This is a genomic window from Sciscionella marina DSM 45152, from assembly GCF_000379465.1.
In the GTDB taxonomy this organism is placed as follows: Bacteria; Actinomycetota; Actinomycetes; order Mycobacteriales; family Pseudonocardiaceae; genus Sciscionella; species Sciscionella marina.
On the sequence record NZ_KB905465.1, the window covers coordinates 210,546 to 230,730 of the forward strand.

At 68.3% G+C, this 20,185-nt stretch carries 23 protein-coding genes and 1 pseudogene; 13 read left to right on the plus strand and 11 right to left on the minus strand.

Annotated features, from left to right (window positions below):
* Positions 1 to 124 precede the first annotated feature (124 nt).
* Entirely contained in the window at positions 125 to 1,729 is a 1,605-nt protein-coding gene (gene qcrB, locus A37U_RS47960; RefSeq protein WP_020502564.1) for a cytochrome bc1 complex cytochrome b subunit, read from the plus strand.
* Between the two features lie 5 nt (positions 1,730 to 1,734).
* Here qcrB and A37U_RS0141495 read toward each other — a convergent pair whose 3' ends face one another.
* Together A37U_RS0141495 and A37U_RS0141500 are read right to left on the minus strand one after the other, a co-directional pair.
* Complete coding sequence (locus tag A37U_RS0141495; protein ID WP_026198184.1) at positions 1,735 to 2,769, minus strand: aldo/keto reductase; 1,035 nt, start codon at positions 2,767 to 2,769, stop codon at positions 1,735 to 1,737.
* Between the two features lie 76 nt (positions 2,770 to 2,845).
* Positions 2,846 to 3,289, minus strand: a complete 444-nt coding sequence (locus A37U_RS0141500; RefSeq protein ID WP_020502566.1) for a MerR family transcriptional regulator — start codon at positions 3,287 to 3,289, stop codon at positions 2,846 to 2,848.
* A 109-nt stretch (positions 3,290 to 3,398) separates the two neighbouring features.
* On the opposite strand from A37U_RS0141500, the gene A37U_RS0141505 reads away from it, so the two are divergent.
* Both A37U_RS0141505 and A37U_RS0141510 read left to right on the plus strand, forming a co-directional pair.
* On the plus strand, positions 3,399 to 3,833 hold the full coding sequence (locus A37U_RS0141505; protein ID WP_020502567.1) for a YybH family protein: 435 nt from the start codon (positions 3,399 to 3,401) through the stop codon (positions 3,831 to 3,833).
* Between the two features lie 55 nt (positions 3,834 to 3,888).
* On the plus strand, positions 3,889 to 4,323 hold the full coding sequence (locus tag A37U_RS0141510) for a pyridoxamine 5'-phosphate oxidase family protein (RefSeq protein WP_020502568.1): 435 nt from the start codon (positions 3,889 to 3,891) through the stop codon (positions 4,321 to 4,323).
* 17 nt (positions 4,324 to 4,340) lie between these two features.
* Here A37U_RS0141510 and A37U_RS47965 read toward each other — a convergent pair whose 3' ends face one another.
* Complete coding sequence (locus tag A37U_RS47965) at positions 4,341 to 4,499, minus strand: hypothetical protein (protein WP_020502569.1); 159 nt, start codon at positions 4,497 to 4,499, stop codon at positions 4,341 to 4,343.
* Between the two features lie 477 nt (positions 4,500 to 4,976).
* On the opposite strand from A37U_RS47965, the gene A37U_RS0141520 reads away from it, so the two are divergent.
* Together A37U_RS0141520 and A37U_RS0141525 are read left to right on the plus strand one after the other, a co-directional pair.
* A complete protein-coding gene (locus tag A37U_RS0141520) occupies positions 4,977 to 5,324 on the plus strand; it encodes a histidine triad nucleotide-binding protein (protein WP_020502570.1) in 348 nt (115 codons plus the stop codon).
* 124 nt (positions 5,325 to 5,448) lie between these two features.
* Positions 5,449 to 6,192 carry a hypothetical protein gene (locus A37U_RS0141525; protein ID WP_020502571.1) on the plus strand — a complete coding sequence of 248 codons (744 nt, stop codon included), beginning with the start codon at positions 5,449 to 5,451 and terminating at the stop codon, positions 6,190 to 6,192.
* A gap of 12 nt (positions 6,193 to 6,204) precedes the next feature.
* Here A37U_RS0141525 and A37U_RS0141530 read toward each other — a convergent pair whose 3' ends face one another.
* The 3 genes from A37U_RS0141530 to A37U_RS0141540 are packed head-to-tail and all read right to left on the minus strand — an operon-like array spanning position 6,205 to position 8,382.
* Complete coding sequence (locus A37U_RS0141530) at positions 6,205 to 6,822, minus strand: alpha/beta hydrolase (protein WP_020502572.1); 618 nt, start codon at positions 6,820 to 6,822, stop codon at positions 6,205 to 6,207.
* On the minus strand, positions 6,819 to 7,796 hold the full coding sequence (locus A37U_RS0141535; protein WP_020502573.1) for a ring-cleaving dioxygenase: 978 nt from the start codon (positions 7,794 to 7,796) through the stop codon (positions 6,819 to 6,821). Before A37U_RS0141535 ends, A37U_RS0141530 begins: the two co-directional genes overlap by 4 nt.
* A gap of 28 nt (positions 7,797 to 7,824) precedes the next feature.
* Positions 7,825 to 8,382 (minus strand): YceI family protein, encoded by a 558-nt coding sequence (locus tag A37U_RS0141540; protein WP_020502574.1) that lies wholly within the window; start codon positions 8,380 to 8,382, stop codon positions 7,825 to 7,827.
* Between the two features lie 86 nt (positions 8,383 to 8,468).
* Here A37U_RS0141540 and A37U_RS0141545 point away from each other — a divergent pair, with 86 nt between their 5' ends.
* The 6 genes and pseudogenes from A37U_RS0141545 (at position 8,469) to A37U_RS50865 (ending at position 12,869) form a co-directional block, all read left to right on the plus strand.
* Complete coding sequence (locus A37U_RS0141545; RefSeq protein ID WP_026198185.1) at positions 8,469 to 8,939, plus strand: MarR family winged helix-turn-helix transcriptional regulator; 471 nt, start codon at positions 8,469 to 8,471, stop codon at positions 8,937 to 8,939.
* A 19-nt stretch (positions 8,940 to 8,958) separates the two neighbouring features.
* The gene (locus tag A37U_RS0141550) at positions 8,959 to 9,867 is read left to right on the plus strand and encodes an AraC family transcriptional regulator (RefSeq protein WP_020502576.1); all 909 of its coding nucleotides are present in this window, start codon (positions 8,959 to 8,961) and stop codon (positions 9,865 to 9,867) included.
* A gap of 115 nt (positions 9,868 to 9,982) precedes the next feature.
* Entirely contained in the window at positions 9,983 to 10,264 is a 282-nt protein-coding gene (locus A37U_RS0141555; RefSeq protein WP_020502577.1) for an FAD-dependent monooxygenase, read from the plus strand.
* Positions 10,265 to 10,553: 289 nt separating this feature from the next.
* Positions 10,554 to 11,387 (plus strand): dioxygenase family protein, encoded by an 834-nt coding sequence (locus A37U_RS0141560; RefSeq protein ID WP_020502578.1) that lies wholly within the window; start codon positions 10,554 to 10,556, stop codon positions 11,385 to 11,387.
* 76 nt (positions 11,388 to 11,463) lie between these two features.
* Positions 11,464 to 12,096 carry a hypothetical protein gene (locus tag A37U_RS0141565; RefSeq protein WP_026198187.1) on the plus strand — a complete coding sequence of 211 codons (633 nt, stop codon included), beginning with the start codon at positions 11,464 to 11,466 and terminating at the stop codon, positions 12,094 to 12,096.
* A 3-nt stretch (positions 12,097 to 12,099) separates the two neighbouring features.
* Positions 12,100 to 12,869, plus strand: a pseudogene (locus tag A37U_RS50865) (nucleotidyl transferase AbiEii/AbiGii toxin family protein).
* Between the two features lie 4 nt (positions 12,870 to 12,873).
* On the opposite strand, the gene A37U_RS0141575 reads toward A37U_RS50865, so the two are convergent.
* Together A37U_RS0141575 and A37U_RS0141580 are read right to left on the minus strand one after the other, a co-directional pair.
* Positions 12,874 to 13,683 carry an Fpg/Nei family DNA glycosylase gene (locus A37U_RS0141575; RefSeq protein ID WP_020502581.1) on the minus strand — a complete coding sequence of 270 codons (810 nt, stop codon included), beginning with the start codon at positions 13,681 to 13,683 and terminating at the stop codon, positions 12,874 to 12,876.
* A 2-nt stretch (positions 13,684 to 13,685) separates the two neighbouring features.
* The gene (locus A37U_RS0141580) at positions 13,686 to 14,153 is read right to left on the minus strand and encodes a ribose-5-phosphate isomerase (RefSeq protein ID WP_020502582.1); all 468 of its coding nucleotides are present in this window, start codon (positions 14,151 to 14,153) and stop codon (positions 13,686 to 13,688) included.
* A gap of 50 nt (positions 14,154 to 14,203) precedes the next feature.
* Here A37U_RS0141580 and A37U_RS0141585 point away from each other — a divergent pair, with 50 nt between their 5' ends.
* Positions 14,204 to 14,938, plus strand: coding sequence for a 2-phosphosulfolactate phosphatase (locus tag A37U_RS0141585; RefSeq protein ID WP_020502583.1), 735 nt, complete (start codon positions 14,204 to 14,206; stop codon positions 14,936 to 14,938).
* On the plus strand, positions 14,931 to 15,611 hold the full coding sequence (locus A37U_RS0141590) for an MBL fold metallo-hydrolase (protein WP_026198188.1): 681 nt from the start codon (positions 14,931 to 14,933) through the stop codon (positions 15,609 to 15,611). Before A37U_RS0141585 ends, A37U_RS0141590 begins: the two co-directional genes overlap by 8 nt.
* On the opposite strand, the gene A37U_RS49020 is transcribed toward A37U_RS0141590, so the two are convergent.
* From A37U_RS49020 to xylB, 3 genes are all read right to left on the minus strand, one after another.
* Positions 15,592 to 17,019 (minus strand): aldehyde dehydrogenase family protein, encoded by a 1,428-nt coding sequence (locus tag A37U_RS49020; protein WP_020502585.1) that lies wholly within the window; start codon positions 17,017 to 17,019, stop codon positions 15,592 to 15,594. The two genes, A37U_RS0141590 and A37U_RS49020, sit on opposite strands and share 20 nt — an antisense overlap.
* Positions 17,020 to 17,076: 57 nt before the next feature.
* On the minus strand, positions 17,077 to 18,639 hold the full coding sequence (locus tag A37U_RS0141600) for an alpha/beta hydrolase (protein ID WP_020502586.1): 1,563 nt from the start codon (positions 18,637 to 18,639) through the stop codon (positions 17,077 to 17,079).
* 65 nt (positions 18,640 to 18,704) lie between these two features.
* A complete protein-coding gene (gene xylB, locus A37U_RS0141605) occupies positions 18,705 to 20,084 on the minus strand; it encodes a xylulokinase (protein WP_020502587.1) in 1,380 nt (459 codons plus the stop codon).
* Positions 20,085 to 20,185: the final 101 nt, after the last annotated feature.

The following is a 20,185-nucleotide window of genomic DNA, read 5'->3' on the forward strand; positions in this document are numbered from 1 at the left end:
CATCGGCGTGCTGTTGCGGGGATCTCACCACCCGGTTTAGCCTCGATATGCGCAGGATATCGGGATATCACTGCCGCAGGACATCGAAGCGCGGGCACCGCGTATTCGAACCGGGAGCGCAACGATGAGCTCACTGACCACCCCGACGAAAACCGCCGGAGTCGCGCTGAAGCAGGCGAGCAAGGCCGCCGACGAGCTGGACAGCCGCCTGCGGTTCGCGGCGGGCATCCGCCGCCAGTTGAACAAGGTCTTCCCCACGCACTGGTCGTTCATGCTCGGGGAAATAGCGCTGTACTCGTTCATCGTGCTGCTGCTTTCCGGCACGTATCTGGCGCTGTTCTTCGACCCCTCGATGCAGGAGGTCACCTACAACGGCTCGTTCGCGAATCTGCACGGTGTGGAGATGTCGCGGGCCTACGAATCCACCCTGAACATCAGCTTCGATGTGCGCGGCGGCCTGTTCGTGCGGCAGCTGCACCACTGGGCGGCACTGTTGTTCGTGGCGGCGATGGTGGCGCACCTGTGCCGGATCTTCTTCACCGGCGCGTTCCGCAGGCCACGCGAGACGAACTGGTTCGTGGGCGCGTTACTGCTCGTGCTCGGGATGTTCGAAGGCTACTTCGGCTACGGCCTCCCCGACGATCTGCTCTCCGGGATCGGTATCCGGGCGGCCATGTCCGGCGGAATTCTCAGCGTTCCGCTGATCGGTACCTGGTTGCACTGGCTGATCTTCGGTTCGGAATTCCCGGGTAACGAGCTCATTCCGCGGCTCTATACCATTCACATCCTCATTCTTCCGGGAATTCTTCTCGGCCTGATCGCGGTACATCTCGCGGTGGTCTGGTACCAGAAACACACCCAGTTCCCCGGGGTGCGCCGCAAGGAGAGCAACGTGGTCGGCGTGCGCATCATGCCCGTGTTCGCCGCGAAAGCCGGGGCCTTCTTCGCGGTCGTGCTCGGACTGCTCGCCGTGATCAGCGGCATCTTCCAGATCAACCCGATCTGGAATCTCGGCCCGTATTCGACCGGGAAGGTCTCCGCCGGGGTGCAACCGGACTGGTACATGGGCTGGACCGACGGACTGATCAGGTTGTGGCCGGACTGGGAGATCTATCTCGGCAATTACACGGTTCCCGCGGTTTTCTTCCCGCTCATGGCCTTCGGTGTGATCATCACGCTGACGATCATGTATCCGGTCATCGAACGCAAATTCAGCAAGGACACGGCACACCACAATGTGCTGCAGCGGCCGCGGGATGTGCCGGTGCGGACCGGCCTCGGGGCGCTCGCGCTCACGTTCTACGCGGTGATGTTCATTTCCTGCGCGAACGACATCATCGCATTCAAGTTCGACATCTCGCTGAACGCGATGACCTGGGGCGGGCGCATTCTGCTGCTGATCGGGCCGCCGATCGCCTACTACGTGACCTATCGGATCTGCCTCGGTCTGCAGCGTTCCGACCGCGCGATACTCGAGCACGGGATCGAGACCGGGATCATCAAACGGTTGCCACACGGCGAGTTCATCGAGGTGCACCAGCCACTGGGCGGAGCCGATGAGCACGGGCACGCGATCCCGCTCGAATACCAGGGCGCCTCGGTGCCGAAGAAGATGAACGAGCTCGGCTACACCGGTCGCGGAATGTCCGGGATCTGGCGCGCGGCCGACCCGCCCGAGGAGATCGAGGCACTCGAGAATGCGCGGCAGGACCAGCACGAACCGCACTGACCGGATCAGCGCTGCGTCAAGGGCCTCCTGCGCAGTGCGGCATCCGTGAGATGCGGCGGGGTGTAGTCGGTGTCTCCGGGATTGAGGTCCGTCGCGGGAGCCACGATCGCGTCGATCCGGTCGAGCACGTCATCGGCCAGCTGGATCTCCGCCGCGGCGAGCAGATCATCGAGCTGGGCACCGGTGCGCGGCCCGAGGATCACCGAGGACACATCCGCGTGGCTCGCCGCGAACGCGAGCGCGAGATGGGTCAGCGAGATCCCGGTATCCGTGGCGAGGGCCAGCAGTCGTTCCACCGTCTCGAGTTTGCGCCGGTTCCCGGGAAGCTCCAGATCGAACTTGTGCGCGATCAGTTCCCGGAATCCGCTGATCTCGATCCGCTCATCACGAATGCGGCCGGTGAGCCATCCGCTGTTGAGCGGGCTCCAGGTGAGCACCCCGAGGCCGTATTCGCGCGCTGTGGGCAGCACGTCGCGCTCGATCCCGCGCACGAAGATCGAATACGGCGGCTGCTCGCTGCGGAACGAGATGTGGTTGCGCTCGTGTGCCACCCATTGGGCCCGCACCAGCTGCGCGGCGGAGAAATCCGAGGAACCGATCGCCATGATCTTGCCCGCCCGCACGAGATCGGAGAGCACCGACAGGGTTTCGTCGATATCGGTGTCCGGGTCCGGGCGGTGGATCTGGTAGAGGTCGATCCGGTCCGTACCGAGCCTGCGCAGGCTGTCTTCCACCGCCCTGGTGATCCAGCGGCGAGAATTCCCGCTGTAGTTCGGGTCCTCCCCCATCGGAAAATGCCCCTTGGTGGCCAGCACGACGTCATCACGCCTGTCCCGGATCGCCGCGCCGACGAGCCGTTCCGCCTCCCCACCTGAGTACATGTCCGCGGTGTCCACGAGATTGATACCGGCATCGAGCGCGGTGTTGATCAGCCTGGCGACCTCCGCGGGCTCATCGTTGCCCCACGGCCCGAGATGCATCGTGCCCAGCGCGTATTTACTCACCGAGATCCCGGTCTTGCCGAGGTTCCTGCGCAGCATGATCCCCACTTTTCTTTGCAGAATTTTCTTTGCAGAACTATTTCTGTAACCAGCCGCCCGCTGTTTCGCCGCCCGGTCAGCCGCGGCGCTGCAGCTCGGCCGTCCGCACCGAGACCGGTGCGCCCTCGCAATCCAGACCAGCCTCGATCAGCTCGCCGTAGTGCCCGATCTTGTGCTCCACCGTCGCGAGATCCGCGCGCAATTGCGCCATCTGGTCCAGGATCCGGTCCCGCTGCTCGGTCAGCAGTGTCATCCGCTTCCCATGCGTGGAGGCGCCCCGGCGCACCAGAGTCACGAATTCCCGCACCCGGGCCACCGGCATCCCGGTGCGCCGGAGACAGACGATCAGCCGGACGAAGCCCACCTCCGCCGCCGAATACCGGCGCCTGCCATCGCTGCCCCGGTGCACCGGCGGCACCAGACCCTCGCGCTCATACCAGCGCAGGGTCTCCATGCTCAGCCCCGTCTGCTCCGCGACATCCCGGATACCGAACATCGCCGCCTGTGCGCTCCCAGCCATGCGGCAACCGTAGGCGCTGGAGCCCACTCCAACACAACATCGCAGGTCATGACTGCCTGATTGGTGCACCTCTTGATATCGGGCCAAGTGGAGATCCGATACTGCCCGCATGACTCCCCCGCTTCCGAACCCGCCGGAGACCGCCGCCGCACAGCAGGCCGACCTCACCTCGATCCGCGCCATCGTCACGGATCTGGAAACGGCACTGAACACCGCCGACACCGAATTGATGAGCACCCATTTCGCCGCGAATGCGATCGTGATCGAGGCAACCGGGACCGTGCTCAGCGGACGGGCCGCACTGCGCGAGCGATATCAGCGCGGATTCGCGGCCGAGCTACGCGGGATGCACGCCCGCTATACGCTCACCGAGCCGATCTTCGTCCGCCCCGATGTCGCACTCGTGTACCAGCGCGCGCATGCGGTCGACGCCGCCGGCGAACCACTCGAACTCGACCACACCATGATCACGTCATACGTCCTGGTCAATGAGGAGGGCCGATGGTGGATTCGCGCGCGCCAGGACACTCTCGCGTCGACCTGAACGATCCGCTCATCACCCACTGCTCTACGCCCACACCGCGGTAGGGTTCGCGAACATGACGAGGAGCGCACTGCCGGACCTCGGGACGCCGTTCGGCGAGCGGGTACGGCGCCGGTTACACGAGGAACAGCTCATCTGGATCACAACAGTCGGAAAGGACGGCACCCCGCAGTCGAACCCGGTCGGCTTCCTGCTCCAGGACAACGACTCGATCCTGATCTACAACGACGCTCGAGCGAACCGGCTCGACCATGTCATCGACCGGCCCCGGGTCTGTCTGCACTTCGAGACCGACGGCGACCCCGGCAACGTCGTCGTCTTCACCGGAACCGCACACCGCGCCCAGGACATTCCCCTGCCGCACGAGAATCCGGCATGGCTTGCCAAACACGGCGACAACGCAGCGAGGGCGTTCGGCAGCGTAGAGAAATTCAGCGAACGATTCCCAGTACCGTTGCGAGTCGAGATCACCCGCACACGTGGAGTGTGACAGCGGAGCGAGCTCGGCTACTTCCCGCCCCGAACCCGCCGGAACAGCGAGCGGACCCAGCCCCAGAATCGGCGGCGAATCTCGTCCGAACGCTGGAGCCGATCCCGGTCGAGTCCGGACTCCATTTGCTGTTGCTGAACGAACCGCTTCGCGCTCTCCTCATTCCGGGTATTCACCCACGAACTTCCACCTCCACCGAGGTACACCGATACCACCTATTCCCAGATTTCCGGGTCAATGGTCCATCAAAAACAGAATCGACAATGATGCGCACTCAGCGTGGCGAGTCGTAGGGATCCGAACCACGCGCATGGAAACGGGCGACCATGCGACTCCACCACGACCCGCGCGCCTGCCGGACACGCTGCACCTCCGCCTTCCGCGAAGCCTGCTCAGACGTGACCCGCTCGTTCGGCCGTACATGCCGCTCACCGCGGCGACCCGACACCTGATGAAACTGTCCTGATCCGTAGAACATCATCGCCTCCCAGGTTGAGCCTGTCATTTTACTATGGACAGCAAAGCGAATCGAACTTCGCAATCCACCCGAACCGTGTTCCGAGAGCCAACGCATGACCAGCACAGACGCGGGCACTACCGCGACTACGCGATCCCGGTCTCCGCAGGTCGCCCGCTCGCATTAGGGTGCCGCTATGAGTGAAGACTGCCTGTTCTGCTCGATCGTCTCCGGGGACATCCCGGCGACGATCGTGCACGAGACCGACGAGGTGCTGGCGTTCCGGGATCTGAATCCGCAGGCGCCGACGCATGTGCTGGTCATCCCGAAGGCGCACTACGCCAATGCCGCGGAGCTGGCAGAGGCGGAGCCGTCCTCGGCCGCTTCGCTGCTGACGGCGGCCAAGGAGGTGGCGGTGCTCGAGGGGATCGCGAAGAGCGGTTATCGGCTGGTGTTCAACACGGGCAAGGATGGGCAGCAGACGGTGTTCCATGTGCACTGCCATGTGCTCGGCGGGCGCGCGATGGTGTGGCCTCCCGGCTGAGCCTGCCCGGTCCACCAGGCCTGCCCCCATGAGACCAGGCCTGCCCTCATCAGACACGGGGAACTCTCCGGCCCGTTCCCTCGTTGCACTCGGTGACTGCCGTTGATGTGCGCTGGAGGCCGCCGTGGGCACCGCGATCGTGATTGTCGTGTTACTCGTCGTGGTGATCGCCGCTATCGTGCTGTTCACCAAGCGGGGCAATGACCGCAAGGCCGATGAGCTCGGCGATGCGAAGGCGGAGGCGCGGCGCTGGATCGAGCGTCTGGGCGGGCAGGTCTTCCAGCTGGAGGGCACGACGGAACCGGCGGCGAAGCAGGCGATCGCGGACGCCTCGGAGCGGTACACGGCGGCGGGTTCGCAGATCGAGCAGGCGAGCACGGCGCGGCAGTGCCAACTGGCCACGCACACCGCGATGGAGGGCCTCTACTACGTGCGCGCGGCGCGTGAGGCGCTCGGCCTGGACCCGGGTCCGGAGCTGCCGGAGATCGACGGGCAGCGCGCGGCGGGCTCGGTGACCGAGAACCGCAAGGTTCAGGTGGAGGGCCATGATTACGCGGCCTCACCGAACCCTGGCGAGCAGACCCCGCACTACTACCCCGGTGGCACGGTGGCCGGCCGCCCGGTGCCGCGCGGCTGGTACTCGGAACCGTGGTGGAAGCCTGCGCTGATCGGCGGCGCGTGGGGCGTCGGCTCGATGCTGTTGTTCGACTCGCTGTTCTCCGGCATGCACGGCTTCGGCGGCGGCTGGGACGTCGGTGGCTTCGACCCGGGGATGGGCGATATGGGCGGCGATTTCGGCGGTATGGACATGGGAATGGACGGCGGGGACTTCGGCGATTTCGGCGGCTTCGATCTCGGCGACTGGTGAACCACCCGCCGTTCAGGATTGCTGCAGGAATTCCGCGATCCGCGGCAGCATCCGCGCGTCGATAGTGTGCCCGCCGGGATGATCGATCCGGGTGACCTCGGCCCCCGCGGCCCGCAGGTGCGTGATGAGCCGCGCGGTCTGGTCCGGAGCGGCCATGGGATCGGCGTGGCCGTTGACCACCGCCACACGCTTACCGCTCGCGTCCGCCTCGGGCGGTTGCCGGAAGGGCACCATCGCGGCCAGTAGTACGGCACCGGCCAGCCGTTCCGGCCTGCGCAGCAGCGTGGCCGAGGCGATGTTCGCGCCGTTGGAGAATCCGAGGGCATACCAGGAACCGGGCGCGACGCCGTAGTGCCGTTCCGCGGCCGCCAGGAACTCGGCGAGCTCATCGACGCGAGCGCGCAGATCCTCCTCGTCGAACACACCTTCGCGCAGCCGCCGGAAGAACCGCGGCATGCCGTTCTCCAGCACGGTGCCCCGGACCGACAGCACCGGGGCCTCCGGAGCCAGCTGCTCGCGCAGCGCCAGCAGATCGTGCTCGTTCCCGCCGGTGCCGTGCAGGAGCAGCAGCGGTGGTTGCCCGGTGTCCCCGGGCAACCACACGTGCGGACGGTCCAGTACCGCGGTCATGCCGTCTCCCGTTCCGCGAACCCGGGATTGTTCTCGTCCGGCAGGGACAGGCTCGCCAGCTTGGCCTGGATCTGCTCGCGGGTCGGCTCCAGCCACGGCGGCAGCTTCAGCGCGCGGCCCAGCTCCAGCAGCGGCTCGTCGATCGCGAAACCCGGTTCGTCGGTGGCGATCTCCAGCAGTGTGCCACCGGGTTCGCGGAAGTAGATCGACCGGAAGTACTGCCGGTCCCGCACCTCGGTGACCTGCGCGCCCCGCTCGACGAGCTCCTGGCGCCAGCGCAGCTGGGTCTGCTCGTCCGGGGCCCGCCAGGCGACGTGGTGCACGGTGCCGCCGGCGACCAGCCCCTGTGGAGCACGGGGATCCACCAGGACATCCACGAGCGCGCCCGGTCCGCCCTCGCCCGCGGCGAACCGCAGCCGGTTGCCGTCCTGGCTCTCGGCGCGCAGGCCGAGCTCGGCCAGCATCGCGATGGTGCCGCCCTCGTCGCCGGTGGACAGGGTCACCGAGTGCAGTCCGCGGACTCCGTGCCCGGCCGGGATGATCCCGTTGTCCCACGGTGCACGCGGATCGCCCTGGGGGTGCGCGACCAGGGCGAGTTCGAGCCCGTCCGGATCGTGGAAGGTCAGTGCCGCCTCCCCGTCGCGTTCGGCGATCTCGCTGACCTCGGTGCCGAGTGCACGCAGATGATCCCGCCACCAGCCGATCGAGGCGGCCGGTACCGAGAACGCCGTGCGGGTGGCCTGGCCGTTGCCGTGAATGCCGGGCGCCACCTTCCCGAACGGGAAGAAGGTCAACAGCGTGCCCGGCTGCCCCTGCTCATCGCCGTAGTAGAGGTGGTAGACATCCGGCGCGTCGAAGTTCACCGTGGTCTTGACCAGCCGGAGCCCGAGGCTGCGCAGGTAGAAGTCGGCATTGGCCTGCGGGTTGCCCGCGATCGCCGTGACGTGGTGCAGGCCGCTGGTCGCGAGTGTCATGTGGTCCTCCTCGAATCGGGCAGGCCGGTCAGTTCTGCTTGATCGCGGAGAGTTCGAACTCGAGGACGATCTTGTCGCTGACGAGCACTCCACCGGTCTCCAATGCGGCGTTCCAGGTGATGCCGAAGTCTTGGCGGTTGATGGTGGTGGAGCCCTCGAAACCGATCCGGCTGTTCCCGAACGGGTCGGTGGCCTGGCCCTCGTAGGACAGCGGGATGGTCACCGAGCGGGTCACGCCCTTGATGGTGAGATCACCGGTCACCTCGAAGGTGTCCTGCTCGGTCCAGGTGATCTCGGTGGACCGGAAGGTGATCTCCGGGTGTTCGTCCATGGCCAGGAAGTCGTTGCTGCGCAGGTGCGCGTCCCGGTCCGGGTTGCGGGTGTCGATGCTGTTCGCGGCGATCGCGAGCGCCGCCGAGGAGTTCGCCGGGTTCTGGCCGTCCACGTGTGCGCTGCCTTCGAACTCGTTGAACGCGCCGCGCACCTTGGTCACCATCGCGTGCCGTGCCACGAACCCGAGGCGGCTGTGCGCGGGGTCGATGGTGTAGTCGCCGGTCAGCTGCGTGTAGTTGCTCGCCGTGGTCATCTCGGTACCTCCAATTAGTTGACGTATCATATTGATACTGGCTCCAAGGTAGGTGACATGTCAACCATTCCGGTAGAGTGGAGGACGTGACGCGATGGCTCAGCGATGACGAACGACGTGCCTGGCGGGGGTACCTGGACATGAACACGCAGCTCAGCGCCCAGCTGCACCGCCAGCTACAGGCGGACTCCGGACTGTCCCTTGCCGATTTCGACGTGCTCGTCCAGCTCACCGACCGCGCGGAACCGCGGATGCGCGTCGGGGAGCTGGCCGATGCGCTGCAGTGGGAGAAAAGCCGCCTCTCCCACCACCTGGCCCGGATGAACAAGCGCGGGCTCATCGCGCGCGAGGACTGCCCGGACGACGCCCGAAGCGTATTCATCGTGCTCACGGCCAAGGGCAAGCAGGCGATCGAACAGGCGGCACCGGCCCACGTGGACACCGTGCGGGACCTGGTCTTCGATCACCTGAGCGCCGAGGAGGTGGCGGCACTGGCCGCGATCAGCGCGCGGGTGCTCGGCCGGCTGGGGCGGGCCGGACCGGAAGTGGCCCAATGAGCGGGAGAGGACACATGCCATGGACCCGCCCGGACTGATCCGGTTCCGCACCGGTGATCTGCCGCGCGCACACCGGCTCGCGGCCTGGGAGGAACACAACGCCCGCTCGCTGCTCGGACTGCGTGCCCGTGCGCTGGACCGGCCGTTCGAGGGCGCCGAGCTGAATCTGCGCCTGCCGCGGCTGGGCCTGGCCAGGGTCAGTGGTTCACCGCATGTGGTGCGCCGGGACGCGGGCCAGATCGCGCGCCACCCGGCCGAGGGCGTGGTCGTGTACTTCGCCCTGGCCGGTGCGGGACGGTTCCGCGACCGCGAGGGCACACGGATACTGCACCCCGGCCAGGCGCTGGTGTGCGATGCCGACCGGCCGTTTCAGCGCGGTTTCCCGTACGGGCTCACCGAACTGGTGCTCACGGCGCCACGGTCCGCGCTGCGCGAAACGGCGGGACGGTGCGCGCCTGCCGGGCCGCGGGTCTTCGGTTTCCGGCACGGCGAGGGGGATGCGCTCGCCGGTGCGGTGGCGGGTGCGCTCGCGGGCCGCGGCGATTGGGAGGCGCTGGAGAGCACGGTGCTCGACCTGCTCGCGGGGTTGCTCGGGGCACCGGCCACCGACCGGCTCGCCGCCGCGCGCGCCTATATCGCCGCGCATCTGCACGAGCCGGACCTGTCCGCGAGCCGGATCGCCACGGCGGCCGGTTATTCCGAACGGCAGCTCTCCCGGTTGTTCGCCGAATCCGGGCAGAGCGTGCCGCAGGCGGTGCTGGCCGCGCGGCTGGACGCGGCCCGGGGCACATTGACGGACCGGAACCGGGCGCGGACCCCGATCGCCGAGCTCGCCGCCCGGCACGGTTTCGCCTCCCCGGCACACTTCTCGCGCAGTTACCGGGCGAGGTTCGGCAACTCACCGGTGCGCGATCGCGGACGCCGGTGATTTTTGCCTGGATCCGCCATCCCGGAGCATCGTGGTGTCCGGGCCGGGCAGGACCTGTCACGGTGCCCCGAGGTACCGGCGACGTGGCCGGTCCGGAAAAGAGGAGGCGTCCGGCATGGTCGAGACGGATGTGCTGATCGTCGGTTCGGGGCCCGCTGGTACCTCGGCGGCGCTTTTCCTGTCCACACTGGGTATTCCGAACATCATGGTGACCAAATACCGCTGGACGGCGAACACACCCCGCGCGCACATCACCAACCAGCGCACCATGGAGATCTTCCGTGACCTCGGGATCGAGGACCAGGTGCTCGCCGAGGCCACACCGCACCACCTGATCGGCGACACGGTGTTCTGCACCTCCATGGCAGGCGAGGAGATCGGCCGGATCCTGGCATAGGGCACCCATCCGGCCCGGCACGCCGACTACGAACTGGCCTCGCCCTCGCTGAACTGCGATATCCCGCAGAACCATCTGGAGCCGATCCTGGTCCGCAACGCCGCGACGCGAGGAGTCCGCGATTCCCGAGGCCGCGCGGCTGATCCTGGACGCGGTCCCGCCCGGCAACCCGCGCCCGGTCACCGAGGAGGACCTGACCCGCCTGCTCACCGCTGCCTGGGAGGGCGGGGATCCCACGGACCCTCCGCCCGGGAAGCAGCAGCGCGTCGAGGAGCGGCTGACCGAGGAAGTGCTGGCCTCGTTCGAAGCGACCCCGGATCCGCGGCTGCACGAGCTGATGCGCTCGCTGACCGGGCACCTGCACGCGTTCATCCGGGAAACCCGGCTCACCGAACAGGAATGGCAGCGGGGCATCGATTTCCTGACCGCAGCAGGGCACATCACCGACGACAAGCGCCAGGAATTCATCCTGCTCTCCGATGTGCTCGGCGCCTCGATGCAGATCATCGCGGTGAACAACGGGGCCTACCGGGACGCAACGGAGGCCACCGTGTTCGGCCCGTTCTTCGTCGAGGACTCGCCACTGATCGGCAACGGCGGGGACATCGCCGCGGACGCCTCCGGCACGCCCTGCTGGGTTCAGGGAACCGTGCGCGACACCGAGGGAAATCCTGTCCCCGGAGCGCGCATCGAGGTCTGGGAGGCCGACGAGACCGGTCACTACGACGTGCAGTACCCGGACGGCCGCGTCGCCGGTCGCGGGCACCTGTTCGCCGGGGACGACGGGAGCTTCCGGTTCTGGTGCCTCACCCCGACCCCGTACCCGATCCCGCACGACGGCCCGGTCGGCGCGCTTCTCGATGCCGTGCGCCGCTCCCCCGTGCGCGCCGCCCATCTGCACTTCATGGTCTCCGCCGAGCGGTTTCGCACCCTGGTGACCCACATCTTCGTGCGCGCGGATCCACAGCTGGCCATCGGCGACGCCGTGTTCGGGGTCAAGGACTCGCTCATCAAGGACTTCGCCGGACAGCCCGCGGGAACACCGGCCCCGGACGGCCGGGATCTCGGGCAGCGAACCTGGCACAGGGCGCAGTTCGACGTCGTCCTGGCACCCGCCCGCTGACGGGAGGGGAGCAGACACACATGTTGGCCATATTTGTGGCACGAGCGTAGGGTTAGAACCTACGGAGGTGACACTTATGCCCCATACGCCCGCGCGAGTGCCACCGGAACTACTCCGCGGTTCCTCACGGGTACTCCGCCCCCGCGATGCCACCGGAGTGTATGCGCATCCGCGCCCCGAGTTCGCCCGGCTCGAACGATCCGGTGCCCTGCACCGGTTGGCGACCGGGTATTACGTCCCCGTTCCCGACGACCAGCTCGGCCGCGACTGGCGCCCCGACCTCGAGGCGGTCGCGCTGGGGATCGCCGTGGCCGACGAGGGCACCGCCTCCGTCGCGCTGATGGGGCTATCCGCTGCTCGCGTGCATACGGCCATCCCACGCGGGCTGGCTATCGCGGTGGTAGCGACCAGCCGTCACCGTCCGCCCCTGCATCTGGCCGACCGGGATGCGATAGTTCTGTTCGCACGTCGCCGAGTCAGCTCCCTGGACGTGCAGCACCACACCGGTGAACTCGGCCAGGGATGGATCACCACGATCGAGCAGACCACACTCGATCTCGTAGCCCGGCCGACGCTGGGCGGGCTTCCCGATCAGGCCTTGAGCGCCGCGCACGCCTTGCTCACCCGCTGTGACCGGGACCTGTTGAACGAACTCGCCGTTACACAGCGCCGTCGAGCCAGTCTCTCCCGCCTCTACTCCGTAGCCTGAACCATGCTCGATCCCAACGAAGCGGCCGCCATCGCCGAAGGATTCGGCGTCGCCCGTACACAAGTGCGCCGCGACCACCTGATCTCCCATCTACTCGCCGCGGTCAGTGAACACCTGCCCGACGAGGTCCTGTTCTTCGGGGGAACCGCTTTGTCTCGCACCTTCGCCCCGCACGGCCGACTGTCCGAGGACATCGACCTGATCGCACACGGAAACCGTAGCCGTACAGCGAAGGCTCTCGACACCATCCTGCTCCGCGCCACCCGACGCGAGTACCCAGGTCTGCGCTGGCAGCCCGCGCTCTCAGCGGTCAGCAACTCCACACCCGCCGTACTCGCCGCACCGGACGGCACGAGCGTGCGTATCCAGTTGCTCAGCCCGACCGGCTACCCTCCCTGGCCGGTCGAGCCACGGGCAATCACGCAACGCTACAGCGACACCCCACCGGCCACCCTGCGTGTACCCACCGCGCCGCCTTCACAGCCTGGAAAACCGTCGCCTGGACACAACGTGCCGCTTCCCGCGACCTCTACGATCTCTGGCTGCTGGCCCGCCTCGGCCTCATCACCGCCGATGCCGCCGAGCTCTTCAAACGCTTCGGCCCCACCAACAGGCCACCGGGCGACACACTGTTCACCGATGCGCCCGAGGAACCCGCATGGACGCGCGAACTCGCCGGGCAAACCCGCCTGAACGTCACCGCCACCGCAGCACTGAATGAGGTACGCCAAGCGTGGAACACCGCTACTCAAGCACGCATAGGATTGATCTGAACGGCTACCCCGCCTGGCAGCTCGGGCACCAGTAGAGATTGCGCCCGGCCAGCTCCGCCATCGCCACCGAAGTGCCGCACACATGACAGGGCATCCCGGCCCTGCGGTACACGTACACCTCTCCGCCGTGCCGATCCTTGCGCGGCGCCCGCCCGGCCACCCGCGGATCGTGCTCGGGCCGCACGGTGTCGATCCGCCCGACCCGCACCCCGTCCCGCATCAGCATGACCAGATCGGCCCACAGCACCGACCACAGCTCCTCGTCGATCTCCCGGCCCGGCCGGTAGGGCGGAATCCCGTGCCGGAACAACAATTCGGCCCGGTACACGTTCCCGACGCCCGCGAGCACGCTTTGGTCCATGAGCAGTGCGGCGATGCTGGTCTTGGAGCGGGCGATCCGCGCATGCGCGAGTTCGGGCTTCGCGTCCTTGCGTAACGGGTCCGGGCCGAGCATGGCGAGCATCCGGTCCACGGCGAGGACGTTGAGCAGCTCGCATTTGGTGGGCCCGCGCAGGTCGGTGGTGTGGGTCTCGCCGGCCAGCCGCATCCGCACCTTGCCGACGGGTTCCGGCGCTGGGTTCTCGAGTTCGGTGAAGGCGCCGTAGAGGCCGAGATGCACGTGCACGATGCGCCGGTCGTCGTACCGGTGGAACAGGTGCTTGCCGTAGGCCTCGGCGCGCTGCAGCACCATGCCGTCGATGGACTCGGCCTCGAGCGCGAACCGTCCCTGCGGGCTGGAGACGGTGACCGGCTTGCGGGCGTAGCGGCGCTGGTGCAGCTTCGCGAGCCGGTGCAGGGTGTGCCCTTCGGGCATGGTTACGGCAGCCTTGGCGGCTCGCCGCTCGATTCGTACTCGGCGAGCATGGCGATCCGGCGCTTGTGCCGTTCCCCATCGGAGAACGGTGTCGCGAGGAAGGCCTCGGCGATCGCGATGGCCTCCTCGGTGCTGTGCATCCGGGCGCCGATCCCGGCCACCTGGGCATTGTTGTGTTCGCGGGCGAGGCTCGCGGTCTCGGTGCTCCAGGCGAGCGCCGCACGCGCCCCGGGCACCTTGTTCGCGGCGATCTGCTCGCCGTTGCCGGAGCCGCCGATGACGATGCCGAGGCTGCCCTCGTCGGCGACGGTGCGCCGCGCGGTCTCCACGCAGAACGGCGGGTAGTCGTCGTCCGGGTCGTAGGCGGCGGGCCCGACATCCACGACGTCGTGCCCAGCCTTGCTCAGGTGGGCGATCAGCTCGCCTTTGAGTTCGTATCCGGCGTGATCGGAACCAAGGTAAACGCGCACGGCGAAAAGTCTGTCACCTCGTGTTCCGCTGCTGCATTAGGGTCGCCCGCATGGAGAGCTACCACCGTCAGCTCGGCCACCCGGTCCGCTGTGACTGGGGTCCGGAGGGACTCGATGCGCTCGCCGATTGCGCGGTGCTGATCATCGTCGACGTCCTCTCGTTCTGCACCTCGGCCACGATCGTCACCGAGCGGGGTTCCTCGGTGCTCCCGCTGCGGATGACCGACGACGGCGAGTTCGACGCGGCGCGGGCGCGCGGCGCGGTGCTCGCCGGGGACCGGTCCTGGACACTGCGCCCGTCCTCGCTCACCGGGATGGAGCCGGGTGTGCTGCTCGGGCTGCCCTCACCGAACGGTGCCACGCTGTGCGTTCTCGCGGCGGGCACCGGGGCCACGGTGCTGGTCGGGAGCCTGCGCAATGCGAGCGCGGTGGCCGCGGCCGCCACACGGCACGGCGGGCCGATCGGAGTGCTCGCGGCCGGGGAACGCTGGGGAAGCCGCTCCGGTCCGCTGCGCCCCGCGGCCGAGGATCAGCTCGGCGCGGGCGCGATCGTCACCGCGCTCGAATCCGCCCGCTCCCCCGAGGCCGAACTGGCCGCTGCCGGGTTCGCCGCGCTGCGGCCCCGGCTCGCCCCGGCGCTGCGGGACTGTGTCTCCGGGCGGGAACTGATCACCAAGGGCCATCCTGGGGATGTGGAACTGGCGGCCGAACACGACGTGACCGAGGTGGTCCCGGAATTGCGGGACGGGATCCTCGCGCCGCAGCGGGTGCCGGGTCTTGCTTGACCGGTGGGTGGAGCTCGCCGCGGGTGTCTGGGTGGTGCGCAACCGCGAGCTCGACCTGAACCTGGGGCTCGTGCTCGGTTCCCGCTCCGGACTGGTGGTGGACACCGGTTTCGGTGCGGCGCACGGGGCGGCGTTCGCCGAGGCGATCCGGGAGCACACCCCGCTGCCGCTGTCCGTGGTGCTCACCCACGCGCACTTCGATCACGTGCTCGGCACCTCGGCATTCCCGGGCGTCGAGGTGTACGCGCATCCGGTGTGCGCCGCGCGGCTGACCGAGATCACTGTTCACGATCGAGAACAGTGGTCACAGGAGTGTCCTGCGTTCACCGAGGAGATCACTGTTTCCCCGCTCGTGCCGCCGACCGCCGGGACCGCGGACCACACGCTCGACCTCGGCGGGCGCACGGTGCGGCTGCTGCATCCGGGCCGCGGGCACACCGGGGGTGATCTGATCGTGCACATCCCGGACGCGGCCTGCGTGTTCGCCGGTGACCTCGTCGAGCAGGGCGCCGAACCACAGGCGGGCGAGGACGCGTTCCCCGCCGAGTGGCCCGCGAGCCTGGACCGCCTGCTCGCGCTGGACCCGCAGCTCGTGGTCCCCGGTCACGGCGAACCGGTGGCCCCCGCCTTCGTGGCCGCCCAGCGCGAAGCGCTCACAGCTGGATGGACTTGACCTCGGTGAACTCCTCGAGCCCGTAGCGCCCGAGTTCCCTGCCGATGCCGGACTGCCGGTACCCGCCGAACGGGGCGACCGGGTTGAACGCGCCGCCGTTCACATCGACCTGCCCGGTGCGCAGCCGCCGCGCGAAGGCCAGTGCCCGGTCCGGATCGGCAGAGGACACTCCCCCGGCCAGCCCGTAAACGGTGGCGTTCGCGATGCGCGCCGCGTCCTCCTCGTCCGCGTAGGGCATGATCGACAGCGCCGGTCCGAAGATCTCCTCGTTGGCGATGGTCATCTCCGGGCGCACCCCGGCGAAGATGGTGGGCGCGACATAGGCGCCACGGTCCGGCAGTCCCTCGGCCCCGGCGCCGCCGAGCACCACGTCCGCCCCTTCGCTCGCCCCGGTGCGGTAGTAGCCGAGCACCCGCTCGCGCTGCGCGGCCGAGGACATCGGGCCGACCCGGGTTGCCGGATCGGTCGGATCGCCGACGGCGTACTTCGCGGCCGCGGCAACGGCGAGTTCCACGATCTCGTCGTGCCGCGCGGCGGGCACCAGCATCCTGGTGAGCGCGGTGCAGGTCTGGCCGCCGTTGATGTAGCAGTTCGCCAGCCCGATCTTGACCGCCTTGGCGAAGTCGGCGTCATCGAGCAGCACGTTCGCGGATTTCCCGCCCAGTTCCAGGGCGACCTTCTTCACTGTGTCCGCGGCCGCCTTGGCCACCAGTTTGCCCGCGCGGGTGGATCCGGTGAACGAGATCATGTCGATGCCCTCGTGCGCGGACAGCGCCGCGCCCACCACGTCCCCGGTGCCGTGCACCAGGTTGAACACCCCGGCGGGAAGGCCGATCCGGTCCAGGATGTCGGCGAAGATCCCCGCCGAGAGCGGGGCGATCTCCGAGGGTTTGAGCACCACGGTGTTGCCCGCGACGAGCGCGGGGGCCACCTTGTTGACCACCTGGTGCAGCGGGTAGTTCCACGGGGTGATCGCGCCGACCACGCCGACGGGTTCACGCACTACGAGCGAGTTGCCGATCCGTTCCTCGAAGGCGTACCCGGCCTCGAGCACGTCCGCGAGTCCCGCCGAGGTCGATGCGGGCAAACCGGCCTGCACCTTCTGCGCGAAGGTGATCGGCGAACCCATCTCGGCGGTGATGGTCGCGGCGATCTCGGCACCGCGCGCCTCGAGCTCCCCGGCCAGGGCGCGCACCATGGCGATCCGGTCGGCGAGCGGGGTGTCCGCCCAGGCCGGTTGCGCCGCTGCCGCCGCGGCCACCGCGTCGTCCACATCGGCACTCGTCCCGGCCGGGACCGAGGCGATGACCTCTTCGGTCGCCGGGTTCACGACCTCGATGCGCTCGCTGCCACCGCGCTGCTGCCCGGCGATGACGTGCTCGGTGCTTGTCGTGACTGGCGCGGCCATGGAAATCCTCCCGGTGGGCGGTGACTCGACTGATCACCGCCCACCTTGCCACATTCCTCAGAAATGCAGCGCGGGAAGCAGGGACCGGTGTTCCTCGGCCGTGCGCTTCTGTGCTTCCGCGTTCTCCGGCTGCGGATCGGGCAGCGGAGCACAGCTCACATCCGATTGGCGGCCCGGTGCGCGGTCCGGGAGCTTGCCGGTGGCCAGGTAGTCCGCGATCCGGTCGTCCACGCAGGCGTTGCCGTAGAGCGAATCGGCATGCGCGGTGCCGCCCGGCTCCCCGATCAGCCGGGCACCCGGGTAGCGGGAACGGACCTCGAGACTGCCCTCGAACGGGGTGGCCGCGTCCAGGGTCTCCCCGATGAGCAGCGCGCTCGTGGTCTTCGATCCGTCCACCTGCACCGGTTTACCCGCCTTGGCAGGCCAGTCCAGGCAGGGCGCGTTGTACCAGGTGTTCGACCAGGCGTTGAACGGCGCGGTGGCGTGGATCCGCCAGGCATCGGCCCGCCACTTGCCGTAGGAGCGCGGCCACTGGAGGTCGGTGCACTGCACCGCGTTGTACACCGCGTAGTTGTTCTCCGTGTCCGGTTCGGTGTTCGGGCCGAACTCGGAGATCAGCGGTTCCGCGTCACCCTTGTTCACCCAGGCTGCGAAGGCGTCCGCGAGTTCGGTCCACACCACCCGGTAGTACCCGGCGCTCTGGAAGATGTCGGTCCACTCGGCGGGGCCGATCTTGCCGCCCGCGGGCGCGTGCTCGAGCCGGTCCCGCTGGTGGTACCACTGCCGGTGCACGGCTTCCTTGGTCTTGCCGAGGTGGTAGACGTCGTCGTGCTTGGCCAGCCACTCGAACCAGATCCCCAGATTGCGGTCGAAGGCGTACTCCTGGTTCAGGTTGGCCTGGTACCAGATGTTGCGCGGGTCCACATTGGAGTCGAGCACCATGCGCCGCATCCGGTCCGGGTGCAGCGTGCTGTACACCTGGCCGAGGTAGGTGCCGTAGGAGAAGCCGAGGAAGTTGATCTGCTCGGCGCCGAGCGCGGTGCGGATCGCTTCCATATCGGAGACCGAGTCGGTGGTCTTCATGTGCTCGAGCAGTTTTCCGCCGTTGCGCCCGCAGGCCTTGGCGTAGTCGCGCTTGTGCTTGCGCCAGTACTGTTCGATTCCGGGCCGGTCGGGCGTGTAGTCGGGCCGGTCGAACCCGGTTTCCTTCGGGTCGCAGGACAGTTTCGGCGTGGATTCGCCAACCCCGCGCGGGTCGAAGCCGATCCAGTCGTAGGCCTTGCCCACCCCGTTCGGCACCTTCTTGCCCTGGGTAGCCATCCGCAGCCCGGCGCCGCCCGGGCCGCCCGGGTTGACCAGCATGACGCCCTGATAGGCCGAATCCGGCACGGTGTGCTTGATGCGCGAGACGGCGATCGACACCGTGCCCGCCCCGGGATCGGCCGGATCGAGCGGCGCCTTCACGGTGCCACACTGCGCGCCCGCCTTCTGCAGATCGGCCGATGCGCACTTACCCCAGTCGATCCGGTCCTGTTGCTGTGCCGCGGCCGCGGGCGTGACGGTGAGTGCCGCACCGAGCAGCAGCCCGCACGCGAGCATGGCGGTCCCGGTCTTGTTCATCGCTGTTCCCTACCCATGTGTTCTGCCCAGCCCCTGCGTGAGTAGTCCTGTGTGATCGCAAGACCTTAACCGAGATTCTTGATCCGGGCATAGTTTTCACGGATAACTGATTCGGACTTACCCGTAAAGGTGGCCGCGGGCTCGCGAACATCCCACTGCGGTGGGCATTCGGCACCGGAGAGTGTCCACGCGGCCTGCCGTGCGGCCCCGAGCGCGACGTACTGCGCCGGCCGCGGCACGGTGACCGGGAGCCCGAATACGCTCGGCGCGATCCGCCGGACCGCCTCGGACGCGGCACCACCACCGATGAGCAGCAACCGCTCCGGCGTGATTCCCTGCTCCCGCAAGGGTTCGATGCCATCGGCCAGCCCGCAGAGCATACCTTCCACCGCGGCACGGGCGAGGTTTCCCGGACCGGCGTTGGCCGTGGTGAGCCCGGCGAACATGCCGCTGGCGTCCGGCCGGTTGGGGGTGCGTTCCCCGTCCAGATAGGGCAGCAGCGTCATCCCACCGGCGCCCGGTTCCGCGCCGAGCGCCAGTTCGTCGAACTCCGCACGGTCCGCGCGCAGTAACCCGGCGGTCGCGTCGAGTACCCGCGCCGCGTTCAGTGTGCACACCAAGGGAAGGTAGCCACCGGCGGCATCGGCGAATCCGGCGACGAATCCGCCCGGGTCCCCGCTCGGCTCGCTCCCGACCGCGAAAACCGTCCCGGATGTACCGACCGAGACGACGACCTCACCCTCGGCGAGATCCATGCCGAGCGCGGCTCCCATGTTGTCCCCGGTTCCCGGGGCGAGCAGGATGCCGTCCGGGGTTTCCCCCACCGGTTCGTTCGGCGCGGCGATCCTCGGCAGTTCCGGCACCGAACCGAAGGCGCGCTTCACCAGATCGGTGCGGTAGTCCTGTTGCCACGGTGCGAAATAGCCGGTTCCCGAGGCGTCGCCGCGATCGGTGGCCGGGCACTGCCTGCCATCACCGAGCCGCCAGGTCAGCCAGTCGTGCGGAAGCATCACCCCGGCCACCCGTCGCGCGTTCGCCGGCTCGTGCTCGGCGAGCCAGCGCAGCTTGGTGATGGTGAACGAGACGGGCGGCACCGAACCGATGGCCTCCACCCAGCGCGGTGGCCCGCCGAGCTCGGCGATGAGCTCGGCGGCTGCCTGCGCGGAGCGGGTGTCGTTCCACAGCAAGGCATCGCGCACGACCGCACCCTGCTCGTCCACGGCGACCATACCGTGCTGTTGACCGGCGACCGCGAGCGCGCGCACCCCGTCCAGCAGGCCGTCGGCGGCCTGTTCGAACGCGGTCAGCCAGGCGTCCGGCGGGCATTCGGTTCCCGGCGGATGCGGTGCACTCGCCTCGCGGACCACCGCGCCGGTCCCGGCATCGCAAACGACGATCTTCGTCGACTGAGTGGAGGAATCCACTCCCGCGACGAGTTCGGTCATGAGAGCGCCTCTTTTCTGGCCAGCACAGCCTTTCCGAGCATCGTGGCGAGCGCCGGCGAGCGCGGAGCGCAGGAAAGGCCCGATCGGAACAGCACGGTCAT

What these genes read in the sequence shown, in the direction of transcription:
- A37U_RS0141535 (WP_020502573.1), bottom strand. Translation starts at nt 7,796, where the DNA reads ATGACACTCGCGACCAGCGGCCTGCACCACGTCACGGCGATCGCGGGC.
- A37U_RS0141540 (WP_020502574.1), bottom strand. Translation starts at nt 8,382, where the DNA reads ATGACCACGGCGAGCAACTACACGCAGCTGACCGGCGACTACACCATC.
- A37U_RS0141550 (WP_020502576.1), top strand. Translation starts at nt 8,959, where the DNA reads ATGGACCCGCCCGGACTGATCCGGTTCCGCACCGGTGATCTGCCGCGC.
- A37U_RS0141510 (WP_020502568.1), top strand. Translation starts at nt 3,889, where the DNA reads ATGACGAGGAGCGCACTGCCGGACCTCGGGACGCCGTTCGGCGAGCGG.
- A37U_RS0141530 (WP_020502572.1), bottom strand. Translation starts at nt 6,822, where the DNA reads ATGACCGCGGTACTGGACCGTCCGCACGTGTGGTTGCCCGGGGACACC.
- A37U_RS0141565 (WP_026198187.1), top strand. Translation starts at nt 11,464, where the DNA reads ATGCCCCATACGCCCGCGCGAGTGCCACCGGAACTACTCCGCGGTTCC.
- A37U_RS0141600 (WP_020502586.1), bottom strand. Translation starts at nt 18,639, where the DNA reads ATGAACAAGACCGGGACCGCCATGCTCGCGTGCGGGCTGCTGCTCGGT.
- A37U_RS0141505 (WP_020502567.1), top strand. Translation starts at nt 3,399, where the DNA reads ATGACTCCCCCGCTTCCGAACCCGCCGGAGACCGCCGCCGCACAGCAG.
- A37U_RS0141520 (WP_020502570.1), top strand. Translation starts at nt 4,977, where the DNA reads ATGAGTGAAGACTGCCTGTTCTGCTCGATCGTCTCCGGGGACATCCCG.
- A37U_RS0141495 (WP_026198184.1), bottom strand. Translation starts at nt 2,769, where the DNA reads ATGCTGCGCAGGAACCTCGGCAAGACCGGGATCTCGGTGAGTAAATAC.
- xylB (WP_020502587.1), bottom strand. Translation starts at nt 20,084, where the DNA reads ATGACCGAACTCGTCGCGGGAGTGGATTCCTCCACTCAGTCGACGAAG.
- qcrB (WP_020502564.1), top strand. Translation starts at nt 125, where the DNA reads ATGAGCTCACTGACCACCCCGACGAAAACCGCCGGAGTCGCGCTGAAG.
- A37U_RS0141585 (WP_020502583.1), top strand. Translation starts at nt 14,204, where the DNA reads ATGGAGAGCTACCACCGTCAGCTCGGCCACCCGGTCCGCTGTGACTGG.
- A37U_RS49020 (WP_020502585.1), bottom strand. Translation starts at nt 17,019, where the DNA reads ATGGCCGCGCCAGTCACGACAAGCACCGAGCACGTCATCGCCGGGCAG.
- A37U_RS0141500 (WP_020502566.1), bottom strand. Translation starts at nt 3,289, where the DNA reads ATGGCTGGGAGCGCACAGGCGGCGATGTTCGGTATCCGGGATGTCGCG.
- A37U_RS0141575 (WP_020502581.1), bottom strand. Translation starts at nt 13,683, where the DNA reads ATGCCCGAAGGGCACACCCTGCACCGGCTCGCGAAGCTGCACCAGCGC.
- A37U_RS0141555 (WP_020502577.1), top strand. Translation starts at nt 9,983, where the DNA reads ATGGTCGAGACGGATGTGCTGATCGTCGGTTCGGGGCCCGCTGGTACC.